The sequence below is a fragment of the Bradyrhizobium sp. CAR08 genome (genome assembly GCF_052871955.1).
In genome coordinates, this window is record NZ_JBIXJX010000011.1 from 102,903 (window position 1) to 126,531 (window position 23,629).

The 23,629-nt window shown below is 63.8% G+C and carries 21 protein-coding genes; 11 read left to right on the top strand and 10 right to left on the bottom strand.

Annotated elements, in window-relative coordinates:
• Positions 1 to 6 precede the first annotated feature (6 nt).
• The gene (gene metF / locus ACIPUD_RS23270) at positions 7 to 927 is read right to left on the bottom strand and encodes a methylenetetrahydrofolate reductase [NAD(P)H] (RefSeq protein WP_204513271.1); all 921 of its coding nucleotides are present in this window, start codon (positions 925 to 927) and stop codon (positions 7 to 9) included.
• Between the two features lie 399 nt (positions 928 to 1,326).
• Between metF and ACIPUD_RS23275 the strand changes: the two genes are divergently transcribed.
• The gene (locus ACIPUD_RS23275; RefSeq protein WP_446481621.1) at positions 1,327 to 2,340 is read left to right on the top strand and encodes an LLM class flavin-dependent oxidoreductase; all 1,014 of its coding nucleotides are present in this window, start codon (positions 1,327 to 1,329) and stop codon (positions 2,338 to 2,340) included.
• 45 nt (positions 2,341 to 2,385) lie between these two features.
• On the opposite strand, the gene ACIPUD_RS23280 is transcribed toward ACIPUD_RS23275, so the two are convergent.
• Both ACIPUD_RS23280 and ACIPUD_RS23285 read right to left on the bottom strand, forming a co-directional pair.
• Complete coding sequence (locus tag ACIPUD_RS23280) at positions 2,386 to 3,231, bottom strand: prephenate dehydratase (RefSeq protein ID WP_085351723.1); 846 nt, start codon at positions 3,229 to 3,231, stop codon at positions 2,386 to 2,388.
• Positions 3,232 to 3,252: 21 nt separating this feature from the next.
• Complete coding sequence (locus ACIPUD_RS23285; RefSeq protein ID WP_018454699.1) at positions 3,253 to 3,993, bottom strand: 3-deoxy-manno-octulosonate cytidylyltransferase; 741 nt, start codon at positions 3,991 to 3,993, stop codon at positions 3,253 to 3,255.
• A 219-nt stretch (positions 3,994 to 4,212) separates the two neighbouring features.
• Here ACIPUD_RS23285 and ACIPUD_RS23290 point away from each other — a divergent pair, with 219 nt between their 5' ends.
• From ACIPUD_RS23290 to ACIPUD_RS23315, 6 genes are all read left to right on the top strand, one after another.
• Complete coding sequence (locus tag ACIPUD_RS23290; RefSeq protein ID WP_018454698.1) at positions 4,213 to 4,767, top strand: c-type cytochrome; 555 nt, start codon at positions 4,213 to 4,215, stop codon at positions 4,765 to 4,767.
• 208 nt (positions 4,768 to 4,975) lie between these two features.
• Entirely contained in the window at positions 4,976 to 6,877 is a 1,902-nt protein-coding gene (locus ACIPUD_RS23295; protein WP_446481622.1) for an extracellular solute-binding protein, read from the top strand.
• A 14-nt stretch (positions 6,878 to 6,891) separates the two neighbouring features.
• Positions 6,892 to 8,772 carry an extracellular solute-binding protein gene (locus tag ACIPUD_RS23300; RefSeq protein ID WP_085361625.1) on the top strand — a complete coding sequence of 627 codons (1,881 nt, stop codon included), beginning with the start codon at positions 6,892 to 6,894 and terminating at the stop codon, positions 8,770 to 8,772.
• Positions 8,769 to 9,878 carry a microcin C ABC transporter permease YejB gene (locus tag ACIPUD_RS23305; RefSeq protein ID WP_018454695.1) on the top strand — a complete coding sequence of 370 codons (1,110 nt, stop codon included), beginning with the start codon at positions 8,769 to 8,771 and terminating at the stop codon, positions 9,876 to 9,878. The genes ACIPUD_RS23300 and ACIPUD_RS23305 overlap by 4 nt, the downstream gene beginning before the upstream one ends.
• Complete coding sequence (locus ACIPUD_RS23310; RefSeq protein WP_018454694.1) at positions 9,878 to 11,059, top strand: ABC transporter permease; 1,182 nt, start codon at positions 9,878 to 9,880, stop codon at positions 11,057 to 11,059. Before ACIPUD_RS23305 ends, ACIPUD_RS23310 begins: the two co-directional genes overlap by 1 nt.
• A gap of 4 nt (positions 11,060 to 11,063) precedes the next feature.
• Entirely contained in the window at positions 11,064 to 12,701 is a 1,638-nt protein-coding gene (locus tag ACIPUD_RS23315; protein WP_446481623.1) for an ABC transporter ATP-binding protein, read from the top strand.
• A 6-nt stretch (positions 12,702 to 12,707) separates the two neighbouring features.
• Here ACIPUD_RS23315 and ACIPUD_RS23320 read toward each other — a convergent pair whose 3' ends face one another.
• A complete protein-coding gene (locus ACIPUD_RS23320) occupies positions 12,708 to 13,598 on the bottom strand; it encodes a C40 family peptidase (RefSeq protein ID WP_446481624.1) in 891 nt (296 codons plus the stop codon).
• Positions 13,591 to 14,964, bottom strand: coding sequence for a leucyl aminopeptidase family protein (locus ACIPUD_RS23325; RefSeq protein ID WP_446481625.1), 1,374 nt, complete (start codon positions 14,962 to 14,964; stop codon positions 13,591 to 13,593). Before ACIPUD_RS23325 ends, ACIPUD_RS23320 begins: the two co-directional genes overlap by 8 nt.
• A gap of 202 nt (positions 14,965 to 15,166) precedes the next feature.
• Between ACIPUD_RS23325 and ACIPUD_RS23330 the strand changes: the two genes are divergently transcribed.
• From ACIPUD_RS23330 to ACIPUD_RS23345, 4 genes are all read left to right on the top strand, one after another.
• Positions 15,167 to 15,370 (top strand): hypothetical protein, encoded by a 204-nt coding sequence (locus tag ACIPUD_RS23330; RefSeq protein ID WP_018454690.1) that lies wholly within the window; start codon positions 15,167 to 15,169, stop codon positions 15,368 to 15,370.
• Positions 15,371 to 15,651: 281 nt separating this feature from the next.
• Positions 15,652 to 16,716, top strand: coding sequence for a metallophosphoesterase family protein (locus ACIPUD_RS23335; RefSeq protein ID WP_446481626.1), 1,065 nt, complete (start codon positions 15,652 to 15,654; stop codon positions 16,714 to 16,716).
• A gap of 68 nt (positions 16,717 to 16,784) precedes the next feature.
• Positions 16,785 to 17,159 carry a hypothetical protein gene (locus ACIPUD_RS23340; protein ID WP_018454688.1) on the top strand — a complete coding sequence of 125 codons (375 nt, stop codon included), beginning with the start codon at positions 16,785 to 16,787 and terminating at the stop codon, positions 17,157 to 17,159.
• 94 nt (positions 17,160 to 17,253) lie between these two features.
• Positions 17,254 to 18,081, top strand: a complete 828-nt coding sequence (locus tag ACIPUD_RS23345; RefSeq protein WP_026232795.1) for a tetratricopeptide repeat protein — start codon at positions 17,254 to 17,256, stop codon at positions 18,079 to 18,081.
• A 74-nt stretch (positions 18,082 to 18,155) separates the two neighbouring features.
• On the opposite strand, the gene ACIPUD_RS23350 is transcribed toward ACIPUD_RS23345, so the two are convergent.
• The 5 genes from ACIPUD_RS23350 to ACIPUD_RS23370 are packed head-to-tail and all read right to left on the bottom strand — an operon-like array spanning position 18,156 to position 23,621.
• Positions 18,156 to 19,130, bottom strand: coding sequence for a type II secretion system F family protein (locus ACIPUD_RS23350; RefSeq protein ID WP_018454686.1), 975 nt, complete (start codon positions 19,128 to 19,130; stop codon positions 18,156 to 18,158).
• 9 nt (positions 19,131 to 19,139) lie between these two features.
• Entirely contained in the window at positions 19,140 to 20,117 is a 978-nt protein-coding gene (locus ACIPUD_RS23355; protein WP_026232794.1) for a type II secretion system F family protein, read from the bottom strand.
• A gap of 16 nt (positions 20,118 to 20,133) precedes the next feature.
• Complete coding sequence (locus ACIPUD_RS23360) at positions 20,134 to 21,597, bottom strand: CpaF family protein (RefSeq protein WP_026232793.1); 1,464 nt, start codon at positions 21,595 to 21,597, stop codon at positions 20,134 to 20,136.
• Positions 21,598 to 21,618: 21 nt separating this feature from the next.
• Entirely contained in the window at positions 21,619 to 22,887 is a 1,269-nt protein-coding gene (locus ACIPUD_RS23365) for an AAA family ATPase (RefSeq protein WP_018454683.1), read from the bottom strand.
• Positions 22,884 to 23,621 carry a CpaD family pilus assembly protein gene (locus ACIPUD_RS23370; protein ID WP_018454682.1) on the bottom strand — a complete coding sequence of 246 codons (738 nt, stop codon included), beginning with the start codon at positions 23,619 to 23,621 and terminating at the stop codon, positions 22,884 to 22,886. The genes ACIPUD_RS23365 and ACIPUD_RS23370 overlap by 4 nt, the downstream gene beginning before the upstream one ends.
• Positions 23,622 to 23,629: the final 8 nt, after the last annotated feature.

Below are 23,629 nucleotides of genomic sequence, written 5' to 3' on the forward strand. Positions count from 1 at the left end.
GCTGTCTTAAGCCGCCTTCTGCGCGCTCTTGGCGCGGATGCCGAGCAAATGGCTGATCGCGAACACGAGATCGGCGCGGTTCATGGTGTAGAAATGGAAGGTGTCGACGCCGTGCTTCGCCAGCTTCTGCACCTGGCCGGCCGCGACGGTCGCCGCCACCAGCTTGCGGGTCTCGGCGTCTTCGTCGAGCCCCTCGAATTTCGCGGCGAACCAGTCCGGCACGGAGGTGCCGGCGCGGGTGACGAAATTGCGAGCCTGCTTGAAATTATGCATGGGCATGATGCCCGGCACGATCGGGATGTTGATCCCGCGCGCGCGCACGCGGTCGAGATAGCGGAAATAGAGGTCGTTATCGAAGAACACCTGCGTGATCGCGCGGGTCGCACCTGCATCGACCTTGGCCTGCAGCGTGTCGATGTCATCGTCGAAGTCGCGCGCCTCGGGATGCTTCTCAGGGTACGCCGAGACCGACACCTCGATATCGCCGTGCCGCTTCTTGATGCCGGCGACGAGGTCGGCGGAGCTCTGGTAGCCATCGGGATGGCTGGAATAGGCCGTGCCAATGCCGCCCGGGGGATCGCCGCGCAGGCCGACGATGTGGCGGACGCCGACCTCGTGATAGCGGTCGACGATCTCGTCGATCTCCCCGCGGGAGGCGCCGACGCAGGTCAGATGCGCGGCCGGCAGCAGCGCGGTTTCTTTCAGGATGCGCGAGATGGTCGCGTGGGTCCGCTCACGGGTCGAGCCGCCGGCGCCATAGGTCACCGAGACGAATTTCGGGTCGAGCGGGGCCAGCCGGTTGATGGTGTCCCAGAGATTGCGCTCCATATCTTCGGTCTTGGGCGGAAAGAACTCGAAGGAAATCGCAGGCCGCTTCAGGTACCCGTCTTGCCCGCCGGTGTGGGCAGGCATTGTCGCGTCAGTCATGGGCACCACTCACTCTCCAAGGGCGCGCCGGGTCGTTGGCAGCCGGCGGTCAGGTCTAGATTGCGAAAGGCCAAGATAAGCCAAAGCGGCCGCATCCGACAGCCCATCGGTAATGGGAAGTGGCCCACTTTGGCGGTGTTGGCATAAAATATTCGGTGATTTAGAATCGAAGTGGGAAGCTCGGTTTGGTATAAAAAGATAAATATACCAGCCATGTAGGGAGAACTTGCGGATTAACTGGCGCAATATATTGAGTGGGCAATATGAAAGTCATGTTGCCAGATTGATCATTGTCCCAACGCCGCGGCGCGGGTCCGGAGCGCGCGGGCCCTGGCCTGCACGTCAGATCTGCGCGCCCTCCCATTGCCGCCGCGCTGCCCTCCACTACGTTAGCGCGCCATGATCCCGCTCTCAGTCCTCGACCTCTCCGTCGTCACCACCGGCACAAAGCCCGCCGCGGCGCTGCGCAACAGCATCGACCTGGCGCGCCATGTCGATGGGCTCGGCTATGTCCGCTATTGGCTCGCCGAGCATCACAACCTCGCCTCCGTCGCGAGCCCGGCGCCCGACGTGATGATCGGGCAGATCGCGGCGGTGACCAAGCACATCCGCGTCGGCTCCGGTGGCGTGATGCTGCCCAATCACGCGCCGCTGGTCGTGGCCGAGCGCTTCAAGATGCTGGAGGCGCTGTTTCCGGGCCGCATCGATCTCGGCCTCGGCCGCGCCCCTGGCACCGACGGCGCCACGGCCTATGCGCTGCGCAGCCGGCTCGGCCGTCGCGAAGGCGACGATTTCCTCGAGCGGCTGCACGAATTGATCCTGTGGCAGACCCGGGAATTCCCCTCGGGCCATCCCTATCACAACGTCGTTGCGATGCCCGACGATACGCCGTTGCCGCCGATCTGGCTGCTCGGCTCCAGCGATTATTCGTCGGAGCTCGCCGCGCAAATCGGCATGGGGTTCGCATTCGCCCATCATTTTGCGTCCCACGATGCGATCGATGCGATGGTGCATTATCGCAATCGTTTTCAGCCCTCGGCCTGGAGTGCGAGCCCGCGCGCGATCCTCGCGGTCGCCGTCATTGCGGCCGACACGGATGACGAAGCCGAAAAGCTCGCCGCGTCTTTCGACCTCAACCGCCTGCGCCGGGACCGCGGCCAGTATCTTCCGTTGCCGAGCGTCGAAGAGGCGCTGGCCTATCCCTATACCGACTCGGAGCGCGCCTCGATGCGGCGCAACCGTTCCCGTCTGTTCGTCGGCAGCCGGGCAACCGTGCAGAAGACGCTGCAGCCGTTGATCGATGCGAGCAAGCCGGACGAGTTGATGGTGATTACCGCCGTGTACGATCACGAGGCACGAAAGAAATCATATTCGCTGCTGGCTGAGGCGTTCGGGCTTAAGGCGGTCGGATAAGGCTCTGGTGCTCCGGCTCGCGCTTCGCGCGTCCGGGACACGAATCTATTCCATCGTCGCGCGGAACGGGTGCCCCGGATACACGCCAACGATGCGGAATTCGCGTGAGAAGAATTTCAGCTCCTCGATCGCGAAAGCGAGGCCCTTGTCCTCGGGGTGGCCGTCGACGTCGGCATAAAACTGCGTGGCGAAGAAATTGCCGTCGACCATATAGCTCTCGAGCTTGGTCATGTTGACGCCGTTGGTGGCAAAGCCACCGAGCGCCTTGTAGAGCGCGGCGGGCAAATTGCGCACCCGGAACACAAAAGTCGTGACCAACGGACCGGAGCCCTGTGCGGCCCATTTCGGTTCGCGCGCGAGCACCACGAAGCGCGTGGTGTTGTGGGCCTCGTCCTCGATGTCCTCCGCGAGGATGTCGAGGCCGTAGATCTGCGCGGCGAGGCGCGAGGCGATCGCGGCGACGGACTTGTCGTTACGCTCGGAAATGTCGCGGGCGCTGCCGGCGGTGTCGGCGTGCACGATTGGCTTGATGCCAAGCTTGCGAATGATGCGCCGGCATTGGCCGAGCGCGTGCACGTGGCTCTCGACGCTCTTGATGTCCTCGAGCCTGGTCCCCTTCACCGCCATCAGCTGATGCCGGACCGGCAGAAACCATTCGCCGATGATGAAGAGGCCGGAGGCCGGCAGCAAATGATGGATGTCGGCGACGCGGCCTGCGACCGAATTCTCGATCGGAATCATGCCGAGATCGGCTTCGCCCGACGAGATCGCCGACAAGGCGTCCTCGAAGGTGGCGCAGGGCATCGGCTCGGCGTCGGGATAGGCCTCGACGATGGCGATGTGCGAATTGGCCCCAGGCTCGCCCTGGAATGCGATTTTCAGCTTGCTCATGCTCGGCCTTGTAACAGCGGCTCAGGATTTGGAAAGGATGCTGCGGGCGGTTTCCAGGTCCGCCGGCGTGTCGACCCCGCGGGGCACGGTATCGACAATGGTGAAGTCGATGCGCATTCCGGCCTCGAGCGCCCGGAGCTGCTCGAGCTTCTCCTGCAATTCCAGCGGCGACGGCGGAAGCCGGACGTAGCGCTCCAGCGCGGCACGGCGATAGGCATAGAGACCGATATGGTGGTAGCGCGGTCCGTCGCCGGTCGGCGCGGTTGCGCGGGTGAAATAAAGTGCGCGCATGCGTCTGCCGCCGAGCGAGGTTCCGATCGCCTTCACGACGCTCGGCGCGAGGTCCTCCTCCTCGGTGTGGATCTGCGACGCCAGCGTTGCGATATCCACGGCGGGGTCTTGCAGCGGCGGCAACACCTCGCGGATGTTGTCGATCGTGATGGTCGGGAAATCGCCCTGCAGATTGACCACGATCTCGGCTTTGCCGTCCGGATCGAGCTTCTGCATGGCCTCGTGGATGCGGTCGGAGCCGGACGGATGCTCCGGGCGGGTCATCACGGCCTCGCCACCATGGGCGGTCACGACGGATGCGATCTCCGCGGTGTCGGTTGCGACCGCGACCCGGCCTATCCCGGCCGCTTCGGCACGGCGCATCACGTGCACGATCATCGGCTGCCCCGCGATATCGGCTAGCGGCTTGCCGGGCAGGCGGGTGGCGGCCATGCGGGCCGGAATCAGCACCAGGATGCGGGGATCGATCATCGGTTCAAGGGCCTGGAAACGGGGCGTTTTCCGCGCCGGGAAATGGGGTGGGGACGGGGGTGAAGCCCGCTCGCTTATACGGGTTGCCAGACCCCGGGCAAACCGATATCTCAATGGCAAAACTCGGGGAAACAGTAAGGAACGTTGATTCTCCGAGGCTCGTCCTGGCGGCCGCACTGGGCCGCTCGATCCTTCTTGCGGTGTGGGGCCTGGCCGGAAATGGACTCTTTCGAACTGAACAAGATTCTCGGTGCCGTGCTCGGCACCTGTCTCCTTCTGCTGGTGACGAGCTTCACCGCCAGTGCGCTGTTCTCGCCCAAGATGCCGGAGAAGCCGGGCTTCGAGATCGCCGTGAAGGAAGACGCCGGCCACGGCAAGGAAGGCGGCGCTGCCGCCGCGGCTGCCGAGCCGATCGAAAAGCTGCTCCAGACCGCCTCGGTCGAGAAGGGCGCCGCCGCTGCCAAGAAGTGCGGCGCTTGCCACACCTTCGAGAAGGGCGGCCCGAACCGTGTCGGTCCGAACCTCTATGGCGTCGTCGGCGACCATGTTGGCGAGGGCCGCGGCGGCTTCAACTTCTCGGCCGCGATGAAGGCCAAGGGCGGCACCTGGGACTTCGATGCGCTCAACAAGTTCATCGCGAATCCCAAGGCAGCTGTCCCGGGCACCGCGATGGGCTTTGCTGGCATCCCGAAGGATAGCGAGCGTGCCGACGTGATCGCTTACCTGAACAGTCTCTCCGACAGCCCGAAGCCGCTGCCGACCGCGGCGAAGTAAGGCCTATCGACTTCGATCTTAGTACGCGGCCAGGCTGAAAAGCCTGGCCGTTTGCTTATCCGGGCCTCGCGGCGTTGTTATCGGGCGTTTGGCCGCAGCGATCGGCCAGCTGGCCCTCCAAGATGAGGAAAAAGCAACATATTCCGTCGAAACCTCGCCTATATTGGGAACTTAAAGGAGTAGCCTCCTTCAAGACAGGAATGTTGATTTGGCCCTTACCCGACGCGATCTCCTGCTCACCGGCACTGCTGCCGCAACGCTCCCCGCCCTTGGTTCCGTAGGGGGCCTTTCCGGCGTCGGCGTGGCACACGCGCAATCCGCCAACGAGCCCACCTGGCGGCACGCGCTGTCGCTGTTCGGACAGATCAAATACCCGGCGGATTTCAAGCGCTTCGACTACGTCAATCCGGAAGCGCCCAAGGGCGGCGTCGCGCGCCAGATCGCCGTCGGCACATTCGACAATTTCAACATCGTCGTCTCCGGTGTGAAGGGGCAAGTCGCCGGTGCCGTGGCGTTCATCTACGAATCCCTCACGACGGCCTCGCTTGACGAAGTCTCGACCGAGTACGGCGCGCTGGCCGAGGCCGTCAGCCATCCGGATGATTTCTCCTTCGTGACTTACCGCTTGCGGCCGCAAGCCAAATGGCACGACGGCAAGCCGGTAACCGCGGATGACGTGATCTTCTCGCTCGATTCCTTCAAGAAGCACCACCCGCAGTACTCGGCCTATTACAGCCATGTGACGAAAGCCGAGAAGGTCGGCGAGCGCGAGGTAAAATTCGTGTTCGACGCGCCGGGCAACCGCGAACTGCCGCAGATCGTCGGGCAGCTCACGGTCCTGCCGAAGCATTGGTGGGAGGGCACGGATGCGCAGGGCCGCAAGCGCGATGTCTCCGCCACCACGCTTGAAGTGCCTCTAGGTTCCGGCCCCTATCGGGTCAAGGAATTCGTTGCCGGGCGGTCGATCGCGCTGGAGCGCGTCAAGGATTACTGGGGGCGCGACCTCGCCGCCAATGTGGGCCGCAATAATTTCGACGAGCTGCGCTATGAGTATTTCCGCGACGCCACCGTGGCGATTGAGGCATTCAAGGCCGATCAGGTCGATTGGCGCACCGAGAACAGCGCGAAGAACTGGGCGACAGCCTACGATTTCCCGGCCGTCACCGAAAAACGCGTGATCCTCGAGGAGTTCGCCAATCGCAGCTCGGGCGTCATGCAGGCCTTCGTGCCGAACCTGCGCCGCGCCAAGTTTAAGGATCCGCGCGTGCGACGCGCGCTCAATTACGCGTTCGACTTTGAGGAGATGAACAAGCAGATCTTCTACGGCCAGTACAAGCGCATCAGCAGTTATTTCGACGGCATCGATGAGCTGATGGCGACCGGGTTGCCGCAGGGCAAGGAGCTCGAGATCCTCGAGACAGTCCGCGCCGAGGTCCCGCCCGAAGTCTTCACCACGGCCTACACGAACCCGGTCGGCGGCAGTCCGGAAGCCGTTCGCGACAATCTGCGCGAGGCGCTGCGCCTGTTCAAGGAAGCTGGCTACGAGGTGCGCGAGCGCAAGCTGATCGACGTCAAGACCGGCGCCCAGTTCTCCGTTGAATTGCTGAACTCGGATCCAAACTTCGAGCGGATCACGCTGTTCTACAAGCCGTCGCTGGAACGGCTCGGCATTGCTGTCAGCGTGCGGACGGTGGATCCCACTCAGTACGAGAACAGGACGCGCGAGTGGGATTTCGACATCGTCACTAACTCCTGGGGCGAGTCGCAGTCGCCGGGTAACGAGCAGCGCGAATTCTGGTCCTCGAAGACGGCTGACATCGCCGGTTCACGCAACATCACCGGCATCAAGAATCCGGCGGTCGACAAGCTGATCGAGCGGGTGATCTACGCCAAGGGTCGCGACGATCTCGTCGCGGCAACCAAGGCACTCGACCGCGTGCTGCTGTGGAATCACTACGTCGTACCGCAGTGGACTTATACGAAGGTGCGCACCGCGCGCTGGGATCGGTTCGGCCGGCCGGCGGAATTACCCAAATACGGTCAGTCCGGCTTCCCGTTCATTTGGTGGTACGACGCGGACAAGGCGGCGCGGATCGCAAAGAAGTCGTGAAGGGCATTTCTCGCATGGCGCAGCTTTCACGCCGGCATGTGCTGGCCTTGGGTGCCGGTGGCGCGTTCAGCGCCGCCTGGCTCCGGGGCGCGACAGCGTCCGAGATGCCTGCAGAGGCCCACGGCATGTCGGCCTTCGGCGACCTCAAATATCCCGCCGACTTCCATCACTTCGACTACGTCAATGTCGACGCGCCGAAGGGCGGCACCTTCTCGCTTATCCCGTCGGTGCGCGCGTACAACCAGTCCTACCAGACCTTCAACTCGCTCAATGCCTTCATCCTCAAAGGCGATGGCGCGCAGGGCATGGACATGACTTTTGCGCCGCTGATGGTGCGAGCCAATGACGAACCGGACGGGATGTACGGGCTTGCCGCCAGGTCTGTAAATATATCGGCAGACAGGCTGGTCTATCGCTTCACCATGCGGCCAGAGGCGAAATTCCATGACGGCACCAAGCTTACCGCTCACGACGCGGCGTTTTCGCTGACGTCGCTGAAGGCCAAGGGGCATCCGCTGATCATCGTGCAGATGCGCGACATGGTCAGCGCGGAAGCCGTTGACGATGCGACGCTGGTCGTCACCTTTGCCAAGGGACGCGCGCGTGACGTGCCGCTCTATGTGGCGAGTCTGCCGATCTTCTCGAAAGCATATTATGCCTCTCGCGCTTTCGACGAAACATCGCTCGATATCCCGTTGGGCTCGGGCCCGTACAAGGTCGGCAAGTTCGAGGTCAACCGCTACATCGAATACGAACGCGTCAAGGATTGGTGGGCTGCCGACCTGCCCCCCTGTCGTGGCAGCTACAATTTCGACGTCGTGCGCTACGAATTCTACCGCGACCGCGATGTCGCTTTTGAAGGTTTCACCGGCAAGAACTATCTCTACCGCGAAGAGTTCACCGCTCGTATCTGGGCGACCCGCTATGACTTCCCCGCGGTCAAGGAGGGTCGCGTCAAGATGGAGGTCGTGCCCGACGACACGCCGTCCGGCGCGCAAGGATGGTTCATCAACACGCGGCGCGAAAAATTCAGGGATCCTCGCGTGCGTGAGGCACTGATCGACGCCTTCGACTTCGAGTGGACCAACAAGACCATCATGTACGGTGCTTATGCCCGCACGGTATCGCCATTTCAGAACTCGGACCTCATGGCGAGCGATGGGCCTCCGCCGCCGGAAGAGCTGAAGCTGCTGGAGCCGTTTCGCGGCCAGGTTCCGGACGAGGTGTTCGCCGCACCGTTCACGCCGCCCGTCTCCGACGGCTCCGGGCAGGATCGCAGCCTGTTGCGCAGGGCGCAGCGATTGCTGAGCGAGGCCGGCCTGCCGATCAAGGACGGCAAGAGGATGCTGCCGAACGGCGAGATCTTCAGGATCGAATTTCTGTTGGACGAGCCTTCGTTCCAGCCGCACCATGGGCCCTACATCAAGAATCTCGCGACGCTTGGCATCGAAGCGAGCGTGCGCCTCGTCGACGCCGTGCAATACAAGGTACGCCAGGAAGATTTCGACTTCGATATGACGACCCAGCGCTTCAGCATGTCGGCAACGCCGGGCGACGCCATGCGCTCGTTCTTCTCGTCGCAGGTCGCGGCAACGAAGGGCTCGTACAATCTTGCAGGCGTCGCCAATCCGGCCATCGATGCCATGATCGAGAAGATCATGGCGGCCGACAGCCGCGAGGAATTGACCGTCGCCTGCCGCGCCTTCGATCGCCTGTTCCGCGCCGGCCGTTATTGGGTGCCGCACTGGTTCAACAAGACGCACCGGCTTGCTTATTGGGACCAATTCGGTCATCCGCAGAAGCCGCCGCGTTATGCCAACGGCGTCGGCGCTCCCGACATCTGGTGGTACGATGGCGGCAAGGCCGCCAGGCTCGAGCAGGCGAAGCAGCCATGAGCGCCTACATCGCCCGCCGCATCCTGCTGATGATCCCGACCTTGCTCGGGATCCTCTTCGTCTCCTTCATCGTCGTGCAGTTCGCGCCGGGCGGCCCGGTCGAGCGCGTGATCGCGCAGCTCTCGGGCGCGGACACCGGCGGGACCTCGCGCATTTCGGGCGGCGGCGACTTTGCGCAGCGCGCCCCGGGGCAGTTGGGGGCCGGCGGCGACGCCATCAACTCGAAGTATCGCGGCGCGCAAGGCCTCGATCCCGATTTCATCAAGAAGCTGGAAGTGCAGTTCGGCTTCGACAAGCCGGCGCCGGAGCGCTTCGCGCTGATGGTCTGGAATTTCGCCCGCTTCGATTTCGGCAAGAGCTATTTTCGCGACGTCAGCGTCCTGCAGCTCGTCAAGGAGAAGTTGCCGGTCTCGATCTCGCTCGGCATCTGGCTGACGCTGCTGACCTACCTGATCTCGATTCCGCTCGGCATCCGTAAGGCGGTCAGGGACGGGACGCGCTTCGACACCTGGACGTCGAGCGTGCTCGTACTTGGCTACGCGATTCCCGGCTTTCTATTCGCGATCCTCCTGATCATCCTGTTTGCCGGCGGTTCGTTCTTCAACTGGTTCCCGCTGCGCGGACTGACGTCAGACGGCTGGTCGCAGTTTCCGTGGTATTGGAAGATCATCGATTACTTCTGGCATTTGACGCTGCCGCTGATCGCCATGGGGCTCGGTGCGTTCACCACCATGACGTTCCTGACCAAGAACTCGTTTCTGGACGAGATCCGCAAACAATACGTGATGACCGCGCGCGCGAAGGGCTGCAGCGAGAATCGGGTGCTTTACGGTCACGTCTTTCGCAACGCGATGCTGATCGTCATCGCCGGCTTTCCCTCGACCTTCATTCACGCCTTCTTCTCGGGCTCGCTTCTGATCGAGACCATCTTCTCGCTGGACGGACTGGGACTGCTCAGTTTCGAGAGCGTTCTCAACCGCGATTACCCCGTGGTGTTCGGCACGCTCTTCATCTTTTCGCTCGTCGGCCTCGTGATCAACCTGATCTCTGACCTGACCTATATGTGGATCGATCCGCGAATCGATTTCGAGGCGCGGGAGGTCTGATGACGCTGGCCGCCCCCACCACGCCGATCGAAACCACTGCGAAGTCACCGCTCGGCAGTGCCGTGCCGATCACGCGCAAACCGTTCGTGCCGTCGCCGCTCAACAGGCGCCGCTGGCAGAATTTCAAGGCGAACCGGCGCGGCTATTGGTCGTTCTGGATCTTCCTGATCCTATTTGTGGTGTCGCTGTTCGCCGAGCTGATCGCCAATGATCGGCCGTTCCTGATCAAATATGACGGCCACCTTTATTGGCCGTCCGTCGTCACCTATTCGGAAACCACTTTCGGCGGCGACTTCGAAACCGCGGCCGACTATCGCGATCCCTATTTGCAGAAGCTGATCAGGGACAAGGGCGGCAGCATCGTCTGGCCGCTGATCCGCTATTCCTACGACACCCACAATCTCGATCTGCCGACGCCGGCGCCGTCGCGGCCGACCTGGATGTTGACGGAAGCGCAGTGCAAGCCCGTCGTCGAGAAGAAAGGCCTCAAGAGCTGCCGCGATCTCGAATACAACTGGCTCGGCACCGACGATCAGGGCCGCGACGTGGTGGCGCGGCTGATCTACGGCTTCCGCATCTCAGTGCTGTTCGGCCTCTGCCTGACCATCGTCTCCTCCATCGTCGGCATCGCGGCCGGCGCGGTGCAGGGCTATTTCGGCGGCTGGATCGACCTGTTGTTCCAGCGTTTCATCGAGATATGGACTGCGATCCCTTCGCTCTATCTGCTGCTGATCTTGTCGTCGGTGCTGGTGCCCGGCTTCTTCGTGCTTCTCGGCATCCTGTTGTTATTTTCCTGGGTGTCGCTGGTCGGACTCGTGCGCGCGGAATTCCTGCGCGGGCGCAATTTCGAGTATATCCAGGCGGCGCGGGCGCTCGGCGTGTCGAACAAGGTCATCATGTTCCGGCATCTGTTGCCGAACGCGATGGTCGCGACGATGACGTTCCTGCCGTTCATCGTGTCGAGTTCGGTGATGACGCTGACGGCGCTCGATTTCCTGGGGTTCGGACTGCCGCCCGGCTCGCCGTCGCTCGGCGAGTTGCTGTCGCAGGGCAAGTCCAACGTGCAGGCGCCGTGGCTCGGTTTTTCCGGCTTCTTCTCGGTCGCGATCATGCTGTCGCTTTTGATCTTCATCGGCGAGGCCGTGCGCGACGCATTCGATCCGCGCAAGACGTTCAGGTAAGCCAATGGACGCGATCAACCAGCCTTTGCTCAGCGTGCGCGACCTCTCGGTGGCCTTCCACCAGGGGGGCGCCACCACGCTCGCGGTCGACAAGGTCTCGTTCCAGATCAAGCGCGGCGAGTGCCTGGCGCTGGTCGGCGAGTCCGGCTCCGGCAAGTCGGTCAGCGCGCTCTCGATTCTCAAGCTCTTGCCCTATCCAAATGCCTCGCATCCCTCGGGCAGCATCCACTTCAAGGGCCAGGAACTGATCGACCGGTCGGAGCAGGAGATGCGGGAGATTCGCGGCAGCGACATCTCGATCATCTTCCAGGAGCCGATGACCTCGCTCAACCCGCTGCATACGATCGAGGCGCAGATCGGCGAGATCATTCAGCTGCACAATCCGACCAGCAATGCCGAGGCGCGCAGGCGGACGCTGGAATTGCTCACGCAGGTCGGCATTCCCGAGCCTGAAACGCGGCTGAAGAGCTATCCGCACCAGCTCTCCGGCGGCCAGCGCCAGCGCGTGATGATCGCGATGGCGCTCGCCAACGAGCCGGACCTCCTGATCGCGGACGAGCCGACCACGGCGCTCGACGTTACCGTGCAGGCGCAGATCCTGACGCTGCTCGCAGAGATCCGCGGCCGGCTCGGCATGAGCTTGCTCTTCATCACCCACGATCTCGGCATCGTGCGCCGCGTCGCCGACCAGGTCTGCGTCATGAAGGGGGGCGAGATCGTCGAGCAGGGGCCGGTCGAGCAGGTCTTCAAGACCCCGAAGCATCCCTATACGCGCGACCTGCTCGCCGCGGAGCCGAAGCCGGATCCGGCGCCGCCGCAGCCGGATGCCCCGGTGGTGATGTCAGCCGACGACCTGAAGGTCTGGTTCCCGATCAAGCGGGGGCTGATGCGCAAGACGGTCGGCCACATCAAGGCGGTCGACGGCGTCAGCATCGCCGTGCGCAAGGGCGAGACGCTCGGCGTTGTCGGCGAGTCCGGCTCGGGCAAGACCACGCTGGGGCTCGCATTGCTGCGGCTGATCTCCTCGAACGGACGCATTGTGTTCCTGGGAAAAGATATCCAGGGCCTGCGCTTCAAGGAGATGCGGCCGTTCCGGCGCGACATGCAGATCGTGTTCCAGGATCCGTTCGGCTCGCTCAGCCCGCGCATGTCGGTCGCCGACATCGTCGCCGAAGGCCTCACCGTGCATCAGCCGCAGCTCTCGCGAGGCGAGCGGGAGGAGCGTGTCGTCAAGGCGCTCGAGGACGTCGGACTGAAACCGGATACTCGCCACCGTTATCCGCATGAATTCTCCGGCGGCCAGCGCCAGCGCATCAGCATCGCGCGGGCGGTGGTGCTGGAGCCGGATTTCGTCGTCCTGGACGAGCCGACCAGTGCGCTCGACATGCTGATTCAGGCGCAGATGGTCGATCTGCTGCGTGAATTGCAGCGCCGGCGCGATCTCACTTACATGTTCATCTCGCACGATCTGCGCGTCGTCGCCTCGCTCGCCAGCCATCTGATCGTGATGCGTGGCGGCAAGGTGGTCGAGGAAGGCCAGGCCGCCGAGCTCTTCAAGAACCCGAAGACGGATTACACGCGCGCGCTGTTTGCGGCGGCGTTCCGGCTGGAGACGGCGGAGAACGGGTCCGCGGCGACGTAGCCTCCGTCAGAGCCGCTTGATCGCGGCGACCTCGCTGCCGGCTTGCTTGATCCTTGCGATTGCCGGCTCGATCGGCTCGATCACCGTTGCCATGTGATGCGCATTGGCGTGAACCATGGTGCTGCCATCGCGGACGATGGCGACATGACCTTTCCAGAAAATGAGATCGCCGCGCAGCAAGCCGCTTTGCTCATGGGGCTCCAGCGCGCGGCCGAGGCCGGCCTGCTGCATGTCGCTGTCGCGCGGGCAGCCGATGCCCGCCGATGTCAGCGACATCTGGACCAGGCCGGAGCAATCGACGCCAAGGCTGCTCTTGCCACCCCAGAGATAGGGCGTGCCGACGAAACGCTCGGCGACTGCGACGAAATCCGGCTCGCAATGACCAAGCGGGGCGAGATGGGCCTTCGGCAGATAGTGTCCGTCGCGTGTCACGGCGAAGCTGCCGTCCTCGCGTGCAACCGCGATCTTCGATCCCATCACCAGCGTGTCTGCTGGCGGCAGCTTGATCGAGGGACCGGGGAAGGCAAAGGTTCGTAAAGCACTGACCATATGGGTCGGCGCGGCCGCGGGCTTCATGAGCGCTGCGTCCGGCAGCCAGCCCACATAGCCGTCACCTGAAAGTTGACCCCATGCCCAGCCTTCGCCGTTGCGGTCGTAAACCGTGACGCCCTCGCCGCGCAACGCTTGTGTCATTAGCATCGCGTTCGACGACGGCTGCTCGCGCACGGGCGCGATCGCCTCGATGATCTCGAATTCCTCGCCCGTGACGAAACGATCCGCCTGCACCTTGCTTTCGAGGTATTTCGCGGCGATGTCGCCGCGCGACGGTGTCAGCCTTGGATCGTATCTTGGATCGTGACTTGGATCGTGGCTTAGATCGTGTTCTGGATCACGCATAGCGCTCGCTCAGCAATGTGTAGATCGCGCGCGCGGCCTGGCACTCGCCGCCCTCGGGGCGTGCGGGCTTCGCCGACGGCGTCCAGCCGTAGATGTCGACATGCAGCCAGCTCCTGGCCTGTTCGACGAAGCGTTGCAGGAACAGCGCGCAGATGATCGAGCCGGCAAAGCCGCCTGATGGTGCGTTGGTGATGGTGGCGGTCTTGGAGTCCAGCCACGCATCGTAAGGCGGCCACAGTGGCATGCGCCACAACGGATCGTTCTCCCTCGCCGCGCATCGTGCGACGTCGGCGGCAAGCGTCTCATCATTGGTGTAAAAGGGCGGTAAATCCGGCCCCAGCGCGACGCGTGCCGCTCCCGTCAACGTGCCGAGATCGATCAGCAGGTCCGGCTTTTCCTCGTCCGCAAGCGCCAGCGCGTCGGCGAGCACCAGTCGCCCCTCCGCGTCCGTATTGCCGATCTCGACCGTGATGCCCTTGCGCGAGGTGAAGATGTCGAGCGGGCGGAAGGCATTGCCCGCGACCGCGTTCTCCACGGCCGGAATCAGCACGCGCAGTCGCACCTTCAGCTTCGCATCCATCACCATGCGCGCCAGCGCCAGCACGTTGGCGGCGCCGCCCATGTCCTTCTTCATGATCAGCATGCCGCTCGAAGGCTTCAAGTCGAGCCCGCCGGTGTCGAAGCAGACGCCCTTGCCGACCAGCGTCACCTTGGGATGAGCCGGGTCGCCCCAGCCGATGTCGATCAGCCGCGGCGCGCGGCTAGATGCCATGCCGACGGCGTGGATCAGCGGAAAATTCGTCTTCAAGTCGTCACCGATGGTGCAGGCAAAGCTCGCGCCGAATTCGGCGGCGAGATCCTGCGCGGCTGCGGCCAGCTCCTCCGGCCCCATGTCGTTGGCCGGCGTGTTGATGAGGTCGCGCGCCAGCATTGCGGCGTCCGCCATGCGGTTGATGTCGGTCGCGTCGACGCCGTCGGGGGGAACGAGGCTGACCTCGGGGCGACCGGCCTTGCGGTACCGGGCGAAGCGGTAGCTGCCGAGCGCGAAGGCGAGTGCGGCGAGCCGTGCATCCTGCGGTGCATTGGCGAAGCGATAGATGCCCGGCGGCAGGAGGCCGGGCAGGGCGCCCGGTCGGAACAGGTCGCGCGATTTTGCACCCTCGTCCTCGAGCCCGAACAGCACTTGCGCGATCGCGCCATCGGGCGCGGGCAGCGCGAGATAGCCGCCCGGCTTTGCGGTGAAGGCGCTCGCGGTGGCGAACTGGCGTTGCGCCGCCGGTAGCCCCTCGGCGACCTGATCCCAGCTCGACTTGGTGACGAAGGTGATCGGGATGGCGGTAGGCGACGTCTCGAAGACAGAAGGCATTGGCGGGTCCGGATCGTCAGATCGAGCGGGTCATACGAACGGACGAGATTTCGCAGAGTTTTGCCGCCGCCGCAATCAGCTTTGCTGCCACCGTTCGGCGGTCCGCTACTCGCAGCAAAGGGGCCATGCTAGGTTCCGGCAACGGCCGTCAGGTGTGCAGATCTCCGGCGGCCGACGACAAAGCCGGCCGGGAGGAAATGCAATGGAATTTGTGTGGAGCGTGGTCACCTTCATCGGGCAGGCGGTCGAGGCGATTTTTGGCTATGTCGAGCATCATCATTGGATATTCGCGTTCCTTGCCGGCGGTTACGTCTTCTATCTCCACGACCGCTCCGTTCACGCGCGGTTCGATGCATTGGACAAGCGCATTGATGAAATTCGCAAGAGGCTCGCTATCGAATATTGATCGGGTGAGCGAAACCATCATCGGGCGAGCCCCGTCTCATGCCGAGGACACGATCCACGCGAGCGGCCGCAGGGCTTTACTAGCGCTGCGGTTGTGGCATTATTGCCCAATATTTTAGATTGTGTCGTACGGTTCTGCACGGAGTGCAACAACAGGGGATGGGGTCAATTCTTACCCGGCTCATCATGGCCCGGGCTGATTGATACCGGACTGAACCTGATCGTCGAAGGCATTTCTCTCATCGTTTGCGCGGCGCGGCATTCGCAAATAAGCGACGCAAAATGGATAGATCGTTCGTCATCGTACAGATTTCCGACCTGCATCTGGACGGGTCTGGTCGACTGCTTGCGACCATCGAGACGCTCAATGCCGCAATTCGCGAGAGGATGGCGGACTTCGCGGATGTTCCCGATCGCATCCTGCTGATCACCGGCGATATCGTGGACGACCCGGCGCCGCCTGCGCTCGACGAAGCGATCGCCGTCATTGCGTCCTTCCGGCAGACCGGGCTGTTCACCGACATCCAGGCAATTGCCGGCAATCACGACGTCAAGCGACCGAGCCAGCGTGCAGGTCGCCACGATGTTTATGATTACCTGCATTTGCCGCGGACCTCGAAGAGCGTCTACTACCGTCAGGCCGGCCTCGATCTGGTGCTGCTGGATTCCAACCGCGCGAGCCTCACGACGCTCGTGAGCGGCAACGTCGACCAGAGCGCCTATAGCGCCATGGTTTCGGATTCCGCGCGGCTGAGCGTCAAGCTCGCGGGCAGCCTCGGGTCGGGCGGCCGCGCCGATTATGCCGAGCCGGTGGAAAACCTCGTGCGCGTGCTGGCGCTGCACCATCATCCACTGCCGCAGGCGACCGGAGAAGGAAAGCGGTTTCTCGGCGTGCCCGACGAGCCGCTGATGTATCTCGCCGCGCCCGCGACCTTCCTCGAAGCGGCGACATCGCTCAATGTCGATCTGGTCCTGCACGGACACCGGCATGTCGAAGGGCTGACGCGTTATTCGATTCCCGATCCGCGCGCCACGTCGAGCGAGAGCGCTGAAGCATTCTGGCGCACGATCTACGTCCTGTCCTGTCGTCATCGACCGGGCAGGCCGGTGACGATGCCGGCTTCAACGTCATCCATTTCGGCCCGATGTCCGACCCGATGTCCCATGGCGGCCGCACAGAGTATCGCTTCGCGATCGCCCGCTACTCACGTCCGCGCAAGGATGGTGTCTTCAGGCCGCTCGATTCCAACCTGCCGCACGGCGTCGTCAGACTGCCGGCCGGACGGGATTTTTCCCGAGATCCGGCCGTCCAATCGGGCATCGAGATCGACGCATGCACCACGCTGAAACGGAATCAGGTCGCAGCATTCGCGCGCCGGCTCCTGCTGCGCCGCGCCTTCTATGCCGACGACGAGGTGGATTGGGCCAATTTGCTCCACGTCTATCTCGTGACCTCTCATGTCTGGGCCGATCTGGAAAGCAAGTTCTCGAGATCCGCACGCAAGCATGATGTCGAGGCCGCGGTGACGTCACTACTGCGCCGACTGATCGAGCAATCTGCAAATGTGCTCGGCATCGACGACGTTCAGCTCGACGAGCTCCGCGCGAGGCGTCTGGTCAATCGTGACGATCTTCGACGCGAATTGCCGAGGGTCGTGCGTCCGGGCATCGATGTCGCGATCGAGACGCGGCAACGACTGCAATTGCTGCGGGACCTGAACGAGCAGGCGAAGGCGCTCGGCCTCGATGCGGGTCTCGGCGGCGAGGTGCCGCCGCAGGCGCCGCAGTGACGGGCCCGGGCCGGGAGCATTAACCGGCCGTTAGGGTTAACAGTCTATTGCTGGCGCGTTCGGCTCGATCAATCGGCTCGAGAGTCAAAGCGTCATGCGTCAACGGTTCAGTCGTGAACGGTTAAGTCTTGCCCGGCTTCTTGCGTCCACCTCGCTGGTCGCAGCGGTGGCCATGGGTCTCGGCGGCTGCACGGCGATGTCGAAACTCTCCGACGTCACGGGCTCGGTCGGGCCGCGGGCGGAAGCCGCTCCCACCGATCCCGCGCGCGCTGCTGAAGTCTATGGCGAGCGCTATCGTGCCAATCCCAAGGACGCCGACGCGGCGCTCGCCTACGGCCAGGCCCTGCGCGCCAACGGCCAGCGCGCCCAGGCTGCCGCCGTGCTCGAGCAGGCGACCATCGCCAATCCCGGCAACAAGGCGCTGATGGCCCAATACGGCCGCGCGCTCTCCGACAACGGCAATTTCCAGCAAGCCTTCGACGTGCTGTCGAAGGCGCATTCGCCCGATAACCCGGATTGGCGCCTGCTCTCGGTGCAGGGTACCGCGCTCGATCAGATGGGGCGTCACGAGGAAGCGCGCTCCTACTATGCGAGTGCGCTCAAGATCGCGCCTGGCGATCCCGGCGTGCTCTCCAATCTCGGCCTGTCCTACATGTTGTCGAGAGATCTGCCGAAGGCCGAAGACGCGCTGCGCCAAGCCTATGCCTCGCCGCACGCAAGCGCGCGGGTGCGGCAGAATCTCGGTCTTGTCGTCGGTCTCCAGGGCCGCTTCGCCGAAGCCGAGACTATTGTGAAGGCGGACCTGCCGCCGGACCAGGCTACGGCCAATGTCGCCTATCTCAAGGAAATGTTGACCCGCAGCGACGTCCGGCGTGGTGCGCCGAAGCGGACGCCGGTCGCCTCGCTCGGCCTGCCCGACTGATCAGACGTGATCTTCCGATCTTGATCTTCCAATCTTGAAGGCATCCTCGGACCGTACGCGGTCCACGTCTAAGGTCATTGCATCTCGGTGACCTTGATGCCAGTCGGTCCAAGGATGACGACGAACAGCACCGGCAGGAAGAACAGGATCATCGGTACCGTCAGCTTCGGCGGCAGTGCCGCGGCCTTTTTCTCGGCTTCGTTCATGCGCATGTCGCGGTTTTCCTGCGCCATCACCCGCAAGGATTGGCCGAGCGGGGTGCCGTAACGCTCCGCCTGCTGGAGCGCGAGACATACCGACTTGACGCCCTCGAGCCCGGTGCGCCGCGCGAGGTTCTCGTAGGCGACCTTGCGATCCTGCAAATACGACAGCTCGGCCGTGGTCAGGGTGAACTCCTCCGATAGCGCGATCGACTGGCCCACGATTTCGACCGCGACCTTCCGGAACGCCATCTCGACCGACATGCCGGATTCGATGCAGATCAGGAGCAGGTCGAGCGCATCGGGAAAGGCGCGCTTGATCGAGAGTTGGCGCTTGGAGATCGCGTTCCTGAGGAACAGCATCGGCGCCTGGAGTCCGAGATAGGCCGCACCGACGCAGATGCCGATCTTGATCGGCATGGACTGCTGCATATGCGCGATCAGGAACACGTAGACGACCGAACCGACGAACAGCACGATCGGGGCAACCAGGCGGGCAAACAGGAAGGTGATGTAGGGCGCCTGGCCTCGATAGCCGGCCATGATGAGCTTGTCCCGCGCAGCTTCCTGCGCGAGCCATTTGGTCAGGTTGAAGTCATCGACGACCTTCGAGACGAGCTGCTTCGGCGTCTGGCGCAGCGAGACTTTTTCACTCTTGTGGAGGCGCTCGCGCTCGCGCTGCCGGATGCGCTCACGTTCGTTCGCCACCGCCTTCATGCGCTTGGAAAGGCCCTCGCCGGCGAACAGCGGCATCACCAGCGTATAGACGGTGGCGCTGGCGGCAATGGCCGCCAGCAGCATCGTCATGAAGTGGACGTCGTGAAGTTTCGCAACGAGGAACTCTACCATAAGACACCATCAGAAGTCGAAATTGATCATCTTCTTCATCACCATGATGCCGATCGACATCCAGACAACACAGCCGACCAGCATGAGCTGGCCGGTGGGATGAGTCCAAAGCATCGAGATGTATCCTGGCGTTGTGAGGTAGACGAGGAACATCACGATCGGCGGCAGCGAGCCGATGATGCCGGCCGAGGCCTTGGCTTCCATCGACATCGCCTGGATCTTCTCTTTCATCTTCTTGCGGTCGCGCAGCACCTTGGAAAGGTTGCCGAGCGCTTCGGAGAGGTTGCCGCCCGATTTCTGCTGGATGGAGATGACGATGCCGAAGAAATTGGCCTCGGGCAGCGGCATGCGATCGTAGAGCCGCGTGCAGGCCTCGCCGAGCGGCATGCCGATCGCCTGCGTCTCGATGATGGACAGAAACTCGGAGCGCAGCGGCTCTGGCGCGTCGGCGGCGACCACCTTGATCGATTCGAACAGCGGCAGGCCCGCCTTGATGCCGCGGACGATGACGTCGACGGCATCGGGCAAGGCGGCCAGGAACTTGTTTTCACGGCGCTTCTTCAGGAAGCCGAGCGCCCAGCGGGGCAGACCGAGGCCGCCGGCAAACGCGAAGCCGGCGGCACCGAGCAGGCCGCCGCCGATGAACAAGGCGACTGCGAACAGCACGCCCGCCACGACGGCGGACACGATCCAGAATTTCTGCGGCGCCCAATCGAGGCCGGCCTGCGACAGGCGGACACTGAGCGGTACGCTCTTCTCCTGCTGGCGCCGCGCCTCGAGATCCTTGAGCGAGGTTTCGACCTGCTCGCGGCGCGAGCGCTGCGTCTTCTCGGCGGCGCGGGCCGTGGGCGCCTCGGCCCGCGAGATCGAGGCGCGGCGGCTCTCGGCCTTCCGTTCCCCGGACAGCATTGGATAAAGGAAGACCCAGGCGAGGCCGCCGACGGTGGCGGTGGCAAGGAAGGCGAGGGCAAGGACTTGCATGTTCATGGCTGCGTTGACCTGCTCACGTCGTGGGCGCCACTTCCGCCGCGTCGAGCGCCGCGGCAAGGCGCTTCTCTTCGCCGTAATAGCGGGCGCGTTCCCAGAATTTCGGGCGGCCGATTCCGGTCGACCGGTGCCGGCCGATGATCTTGCCGTTGGCGTCCTCGCCGACCATGTCGTAGAGGAACACGTCCTGGGTGATGATGGTGTCGCCTTCCATGCCCATCACTTCGGTGATGTGGGTGATGCGGCGTGAACCGTCGCGCAGGCGCGCGGCCTGGACGATGACGTCGATCGAGGCGCAGATCATCTCGCGGATGGTGCGTGAAGGCAGGGAGAAGCCGCCCATCGTGATCATGGATTCGCAGCGCGATAGCGCCTCGCGCGGATTGTTGGCGTGCAGCGTGCCCATCGAGCCGTCATGGCCGGTGTTCATGGCCTGGAGCAGGTCGAACGCCTCGGGTCCGCGGACTTCGCCGACGATGATGCGCTCGGGACGCATACGCAGGCAGTTGCGCACCAGCTCGCGCATGGTGACCTGGCCCTCGCCCTCGATGTTGGGCGGGCGGGTTTCCAGTCGCACCACGTGCGGCTGCTGGAGCTGGAGTTCGGCGGCGTCCTCGCAGGTGATGACGCGCTCGTCGTGCTCGATGTAGTTGGTCAGGCAGTTGAGCAACGTGGTCTTGCCCGAGCCGGTACCGCCGGAGATCAGCACGTTGCAGCGGACGCGGCCGATGATCTGGAGGATTTCCGCGCCTTCCGGCGAGATTGCGCCGAACTTGACGAGCTGATCGAGCGTCAGCTTGTCCTTCTTGAACTTGCGGATCGTGAGCGTGGGGCCGTCGATTGACAGCGGGGGCACGATGGCGTTGACGCGGGAGCCGTCGGCCAGGCGGGCGTCGCAGATCGGCGAGGATTCGTCGACGCGCCGGCCGACCTGGCTGACGATACGCTGGCAGATGTTGAGGAGCTGCTGATTGTCGCGGAAGCGGATACCGGTGCGTTGGATCTTGCCGGCGACCTCGATGTAGACGGTGTCGGCGCCGTTGACCATAATGTCGGCGATGTCGTCGCGCGACAACAGCGGCTCCAGCGGACCGTAGCCGAGGACGTCGTTGCAGATGTCGTCGAGCAGCTCTTCCTGCTCGGCGATCGACATCACGATGTTCTTGATCGCGATGATCTCGTTGACGATGTCCCGGATTTCCTCGCGCGCGGACTCCGAATCGAGCTTGGCAAGCTGGGCGAGGTCGATGGCCTCGATCAGCGCGCCGAAGATGGTCGCCTTGACCTCGTAATAATTGTCCGAGCGGCGGGCTTCCATGGTCGGCGCAGGCTTCGCCGGGGCGAGCGGCGGCGAGGAGATTGCCGGCGGCGGCGGCACGCGCGACATGGCGGGCGCCGAAGCCTGGGCAGGCTCTGGCGACACGGCACCGGGCTTCGGGGCCCGGGCGTCGGCGTCTGTTCCGCTACGCTTACCGAACACTTAAAAACTCCATGCGGCGACCTATTTTCCCCGCAACTTGTCAATCAGGGGTGAAAGCAGGGACGACTTTTGCTTCTTCGTTTCGCTGCGGCCGGTCAGGCGCTGGGCGATCTGAAGGAACATCTCGATCGACTTATGGTTGGCCGAGATCTCCGCGATCATCTGGCCGTTATTGGCCGCCGAGCCGAAGATCTGCGGCTCGAACGGAATCGAGACGACCGGCTGGCTCTCGATCGCCTTGGCGAACTCCGCCGCGGCGATTTCGGGCCGTTTCGGCACGCCGACCTGGTTCAGGCAGTAGAGCGGCGGCCGGTCGTTGGGGCGCGCGGCCTTCAGGAGATCGAACAGGTTCTTGGTGTTGCGCAAATTGGCGAGGTCGGGCGCCGCCACGATCAGGATGTCGTCCGCTCCGATCAGGGCGCGTTTCGTCCAGCCCGACCATTGGTGCGGAACGTCGAGGACGATGCAGGGCATCGTGGAGCGCAACGTGTCGAACACGGAATCGAAGGCGTCGGCGCCGAAATCGTAGACCCGGTCGAGCGTCGCCGGCGCCGCCAGCAGACTGAGGTGGTCGGTGCATTTCGACAGAAGGCGGTCGACGAAGGCGGTGTCGACGCGATCGGGTGAGAATACGGCGTCGGCAATGCCCTGCGGTGGATCCTGGTTGTAGTCGAGTCCGGCCGTGCCGAAGGCGAGGTCGAGGTCGGCGACGACCGCGTCCATCGCGAGATCGCGGGCGATCGCCCAGGCGACATTGTGGGAGATGGTTGATGCGCCGACGCCGCCCTTGGCCCCGACCACGGCGATAATGCGGCCGACGGCCTTGGCTTCCGGCGCCGAGAACAGGTTGCAGATCGAGCGCACGACGTCGATCGCGCCGACCGGCGCGAGCACGTAGTCGCTGACGCCGCGGCGGACCAGCTCGCGGTAGAGCGTGACGTCGTTGATGCGGCCGATCACGACCACGCGGGTGCCGGCATCGCAGACGGTCGCGAGATGGTCGAGCCCGCCCAGGAGGTCGTTGCGGCCGTCGCTTTCGAGCACGATCACGTTCGGCGTGGGGGCCGAGCGGTAGGCTTCCACCGCAGCCGCCATTCCGCCCATCTGGATCTTCAGATGGGCCTTGCCGAGACGGCGATCTTCGCCGGCTGACTGCACGGCGGCCGCCGTTTCCACGGTCTCGCAGAAAGCCTGGACGGAAACGCGGGGCGCCGGCGCAATATGCTCCTCGACCGGTGGGAGCGATGCCTCGGACTGATCTTCTTGGGGCTGGCGAGCGTAGCTGATCATCTGCCGGTGTCGCTGAGTTTGGCCTTGTCGGCCTCAGGATAGGCGACCGCCGTCGGCATTCCCTTGCGATACTTCTCGAACGCGGCGGTCCGCCGCGGCGTGTAGGACGGCGTTTCGGGCCGCGGCTGCTCGAGATCCGACGGATTGTCGACCATCGCTGCGAGGTTGCGCTGATAGGCGCAGCCGTAATTGTAGTAGTCCTTGTTCTCGAACCAGCTCTTGTTCTTCATCGAAGGGCCGATATCTTCCGGCCACAGGCCGCAGGGACCCGCGACTGCGGCGATCTTGGAATAGGTGAGGCGGATCGGCGGCAGGAATCGCTTGTCGTCCGGCGTGTAAGAGCGGGCGTTGATGCCGCGCGGCGGAACGCCCGCCGCCGACAGCATTGCCTGGATTTCGCGCATGGTGTCCGCGACCGGACGCGCGTTGGGCGTGCCGGACGGTACGTCGATCCGGATCGCGCCGGTGCCTTCGTGCATCCAGGCCGACGCGACGCCCATCACGTCGGCGCGCTGGGCGGCGGTCAAGCCGCCGCGGGCATGGCCGACGAAGACGACGATGGAACGATTCTGCTCCTCGATCGCGATCGGATGGCGCTGCTTGTAGTCGTCGGGAATGGAGGCCGTGACCGCTTCGTCATGCTGGCAGCCGCCTAGGGCGAGCGCCATGCCGACGAGCGCGCCGCCGAGGTGGATGGCGCGCCTGCGAATCTGGGGTGGTCTAGTGATCTTCATGAAGTCCC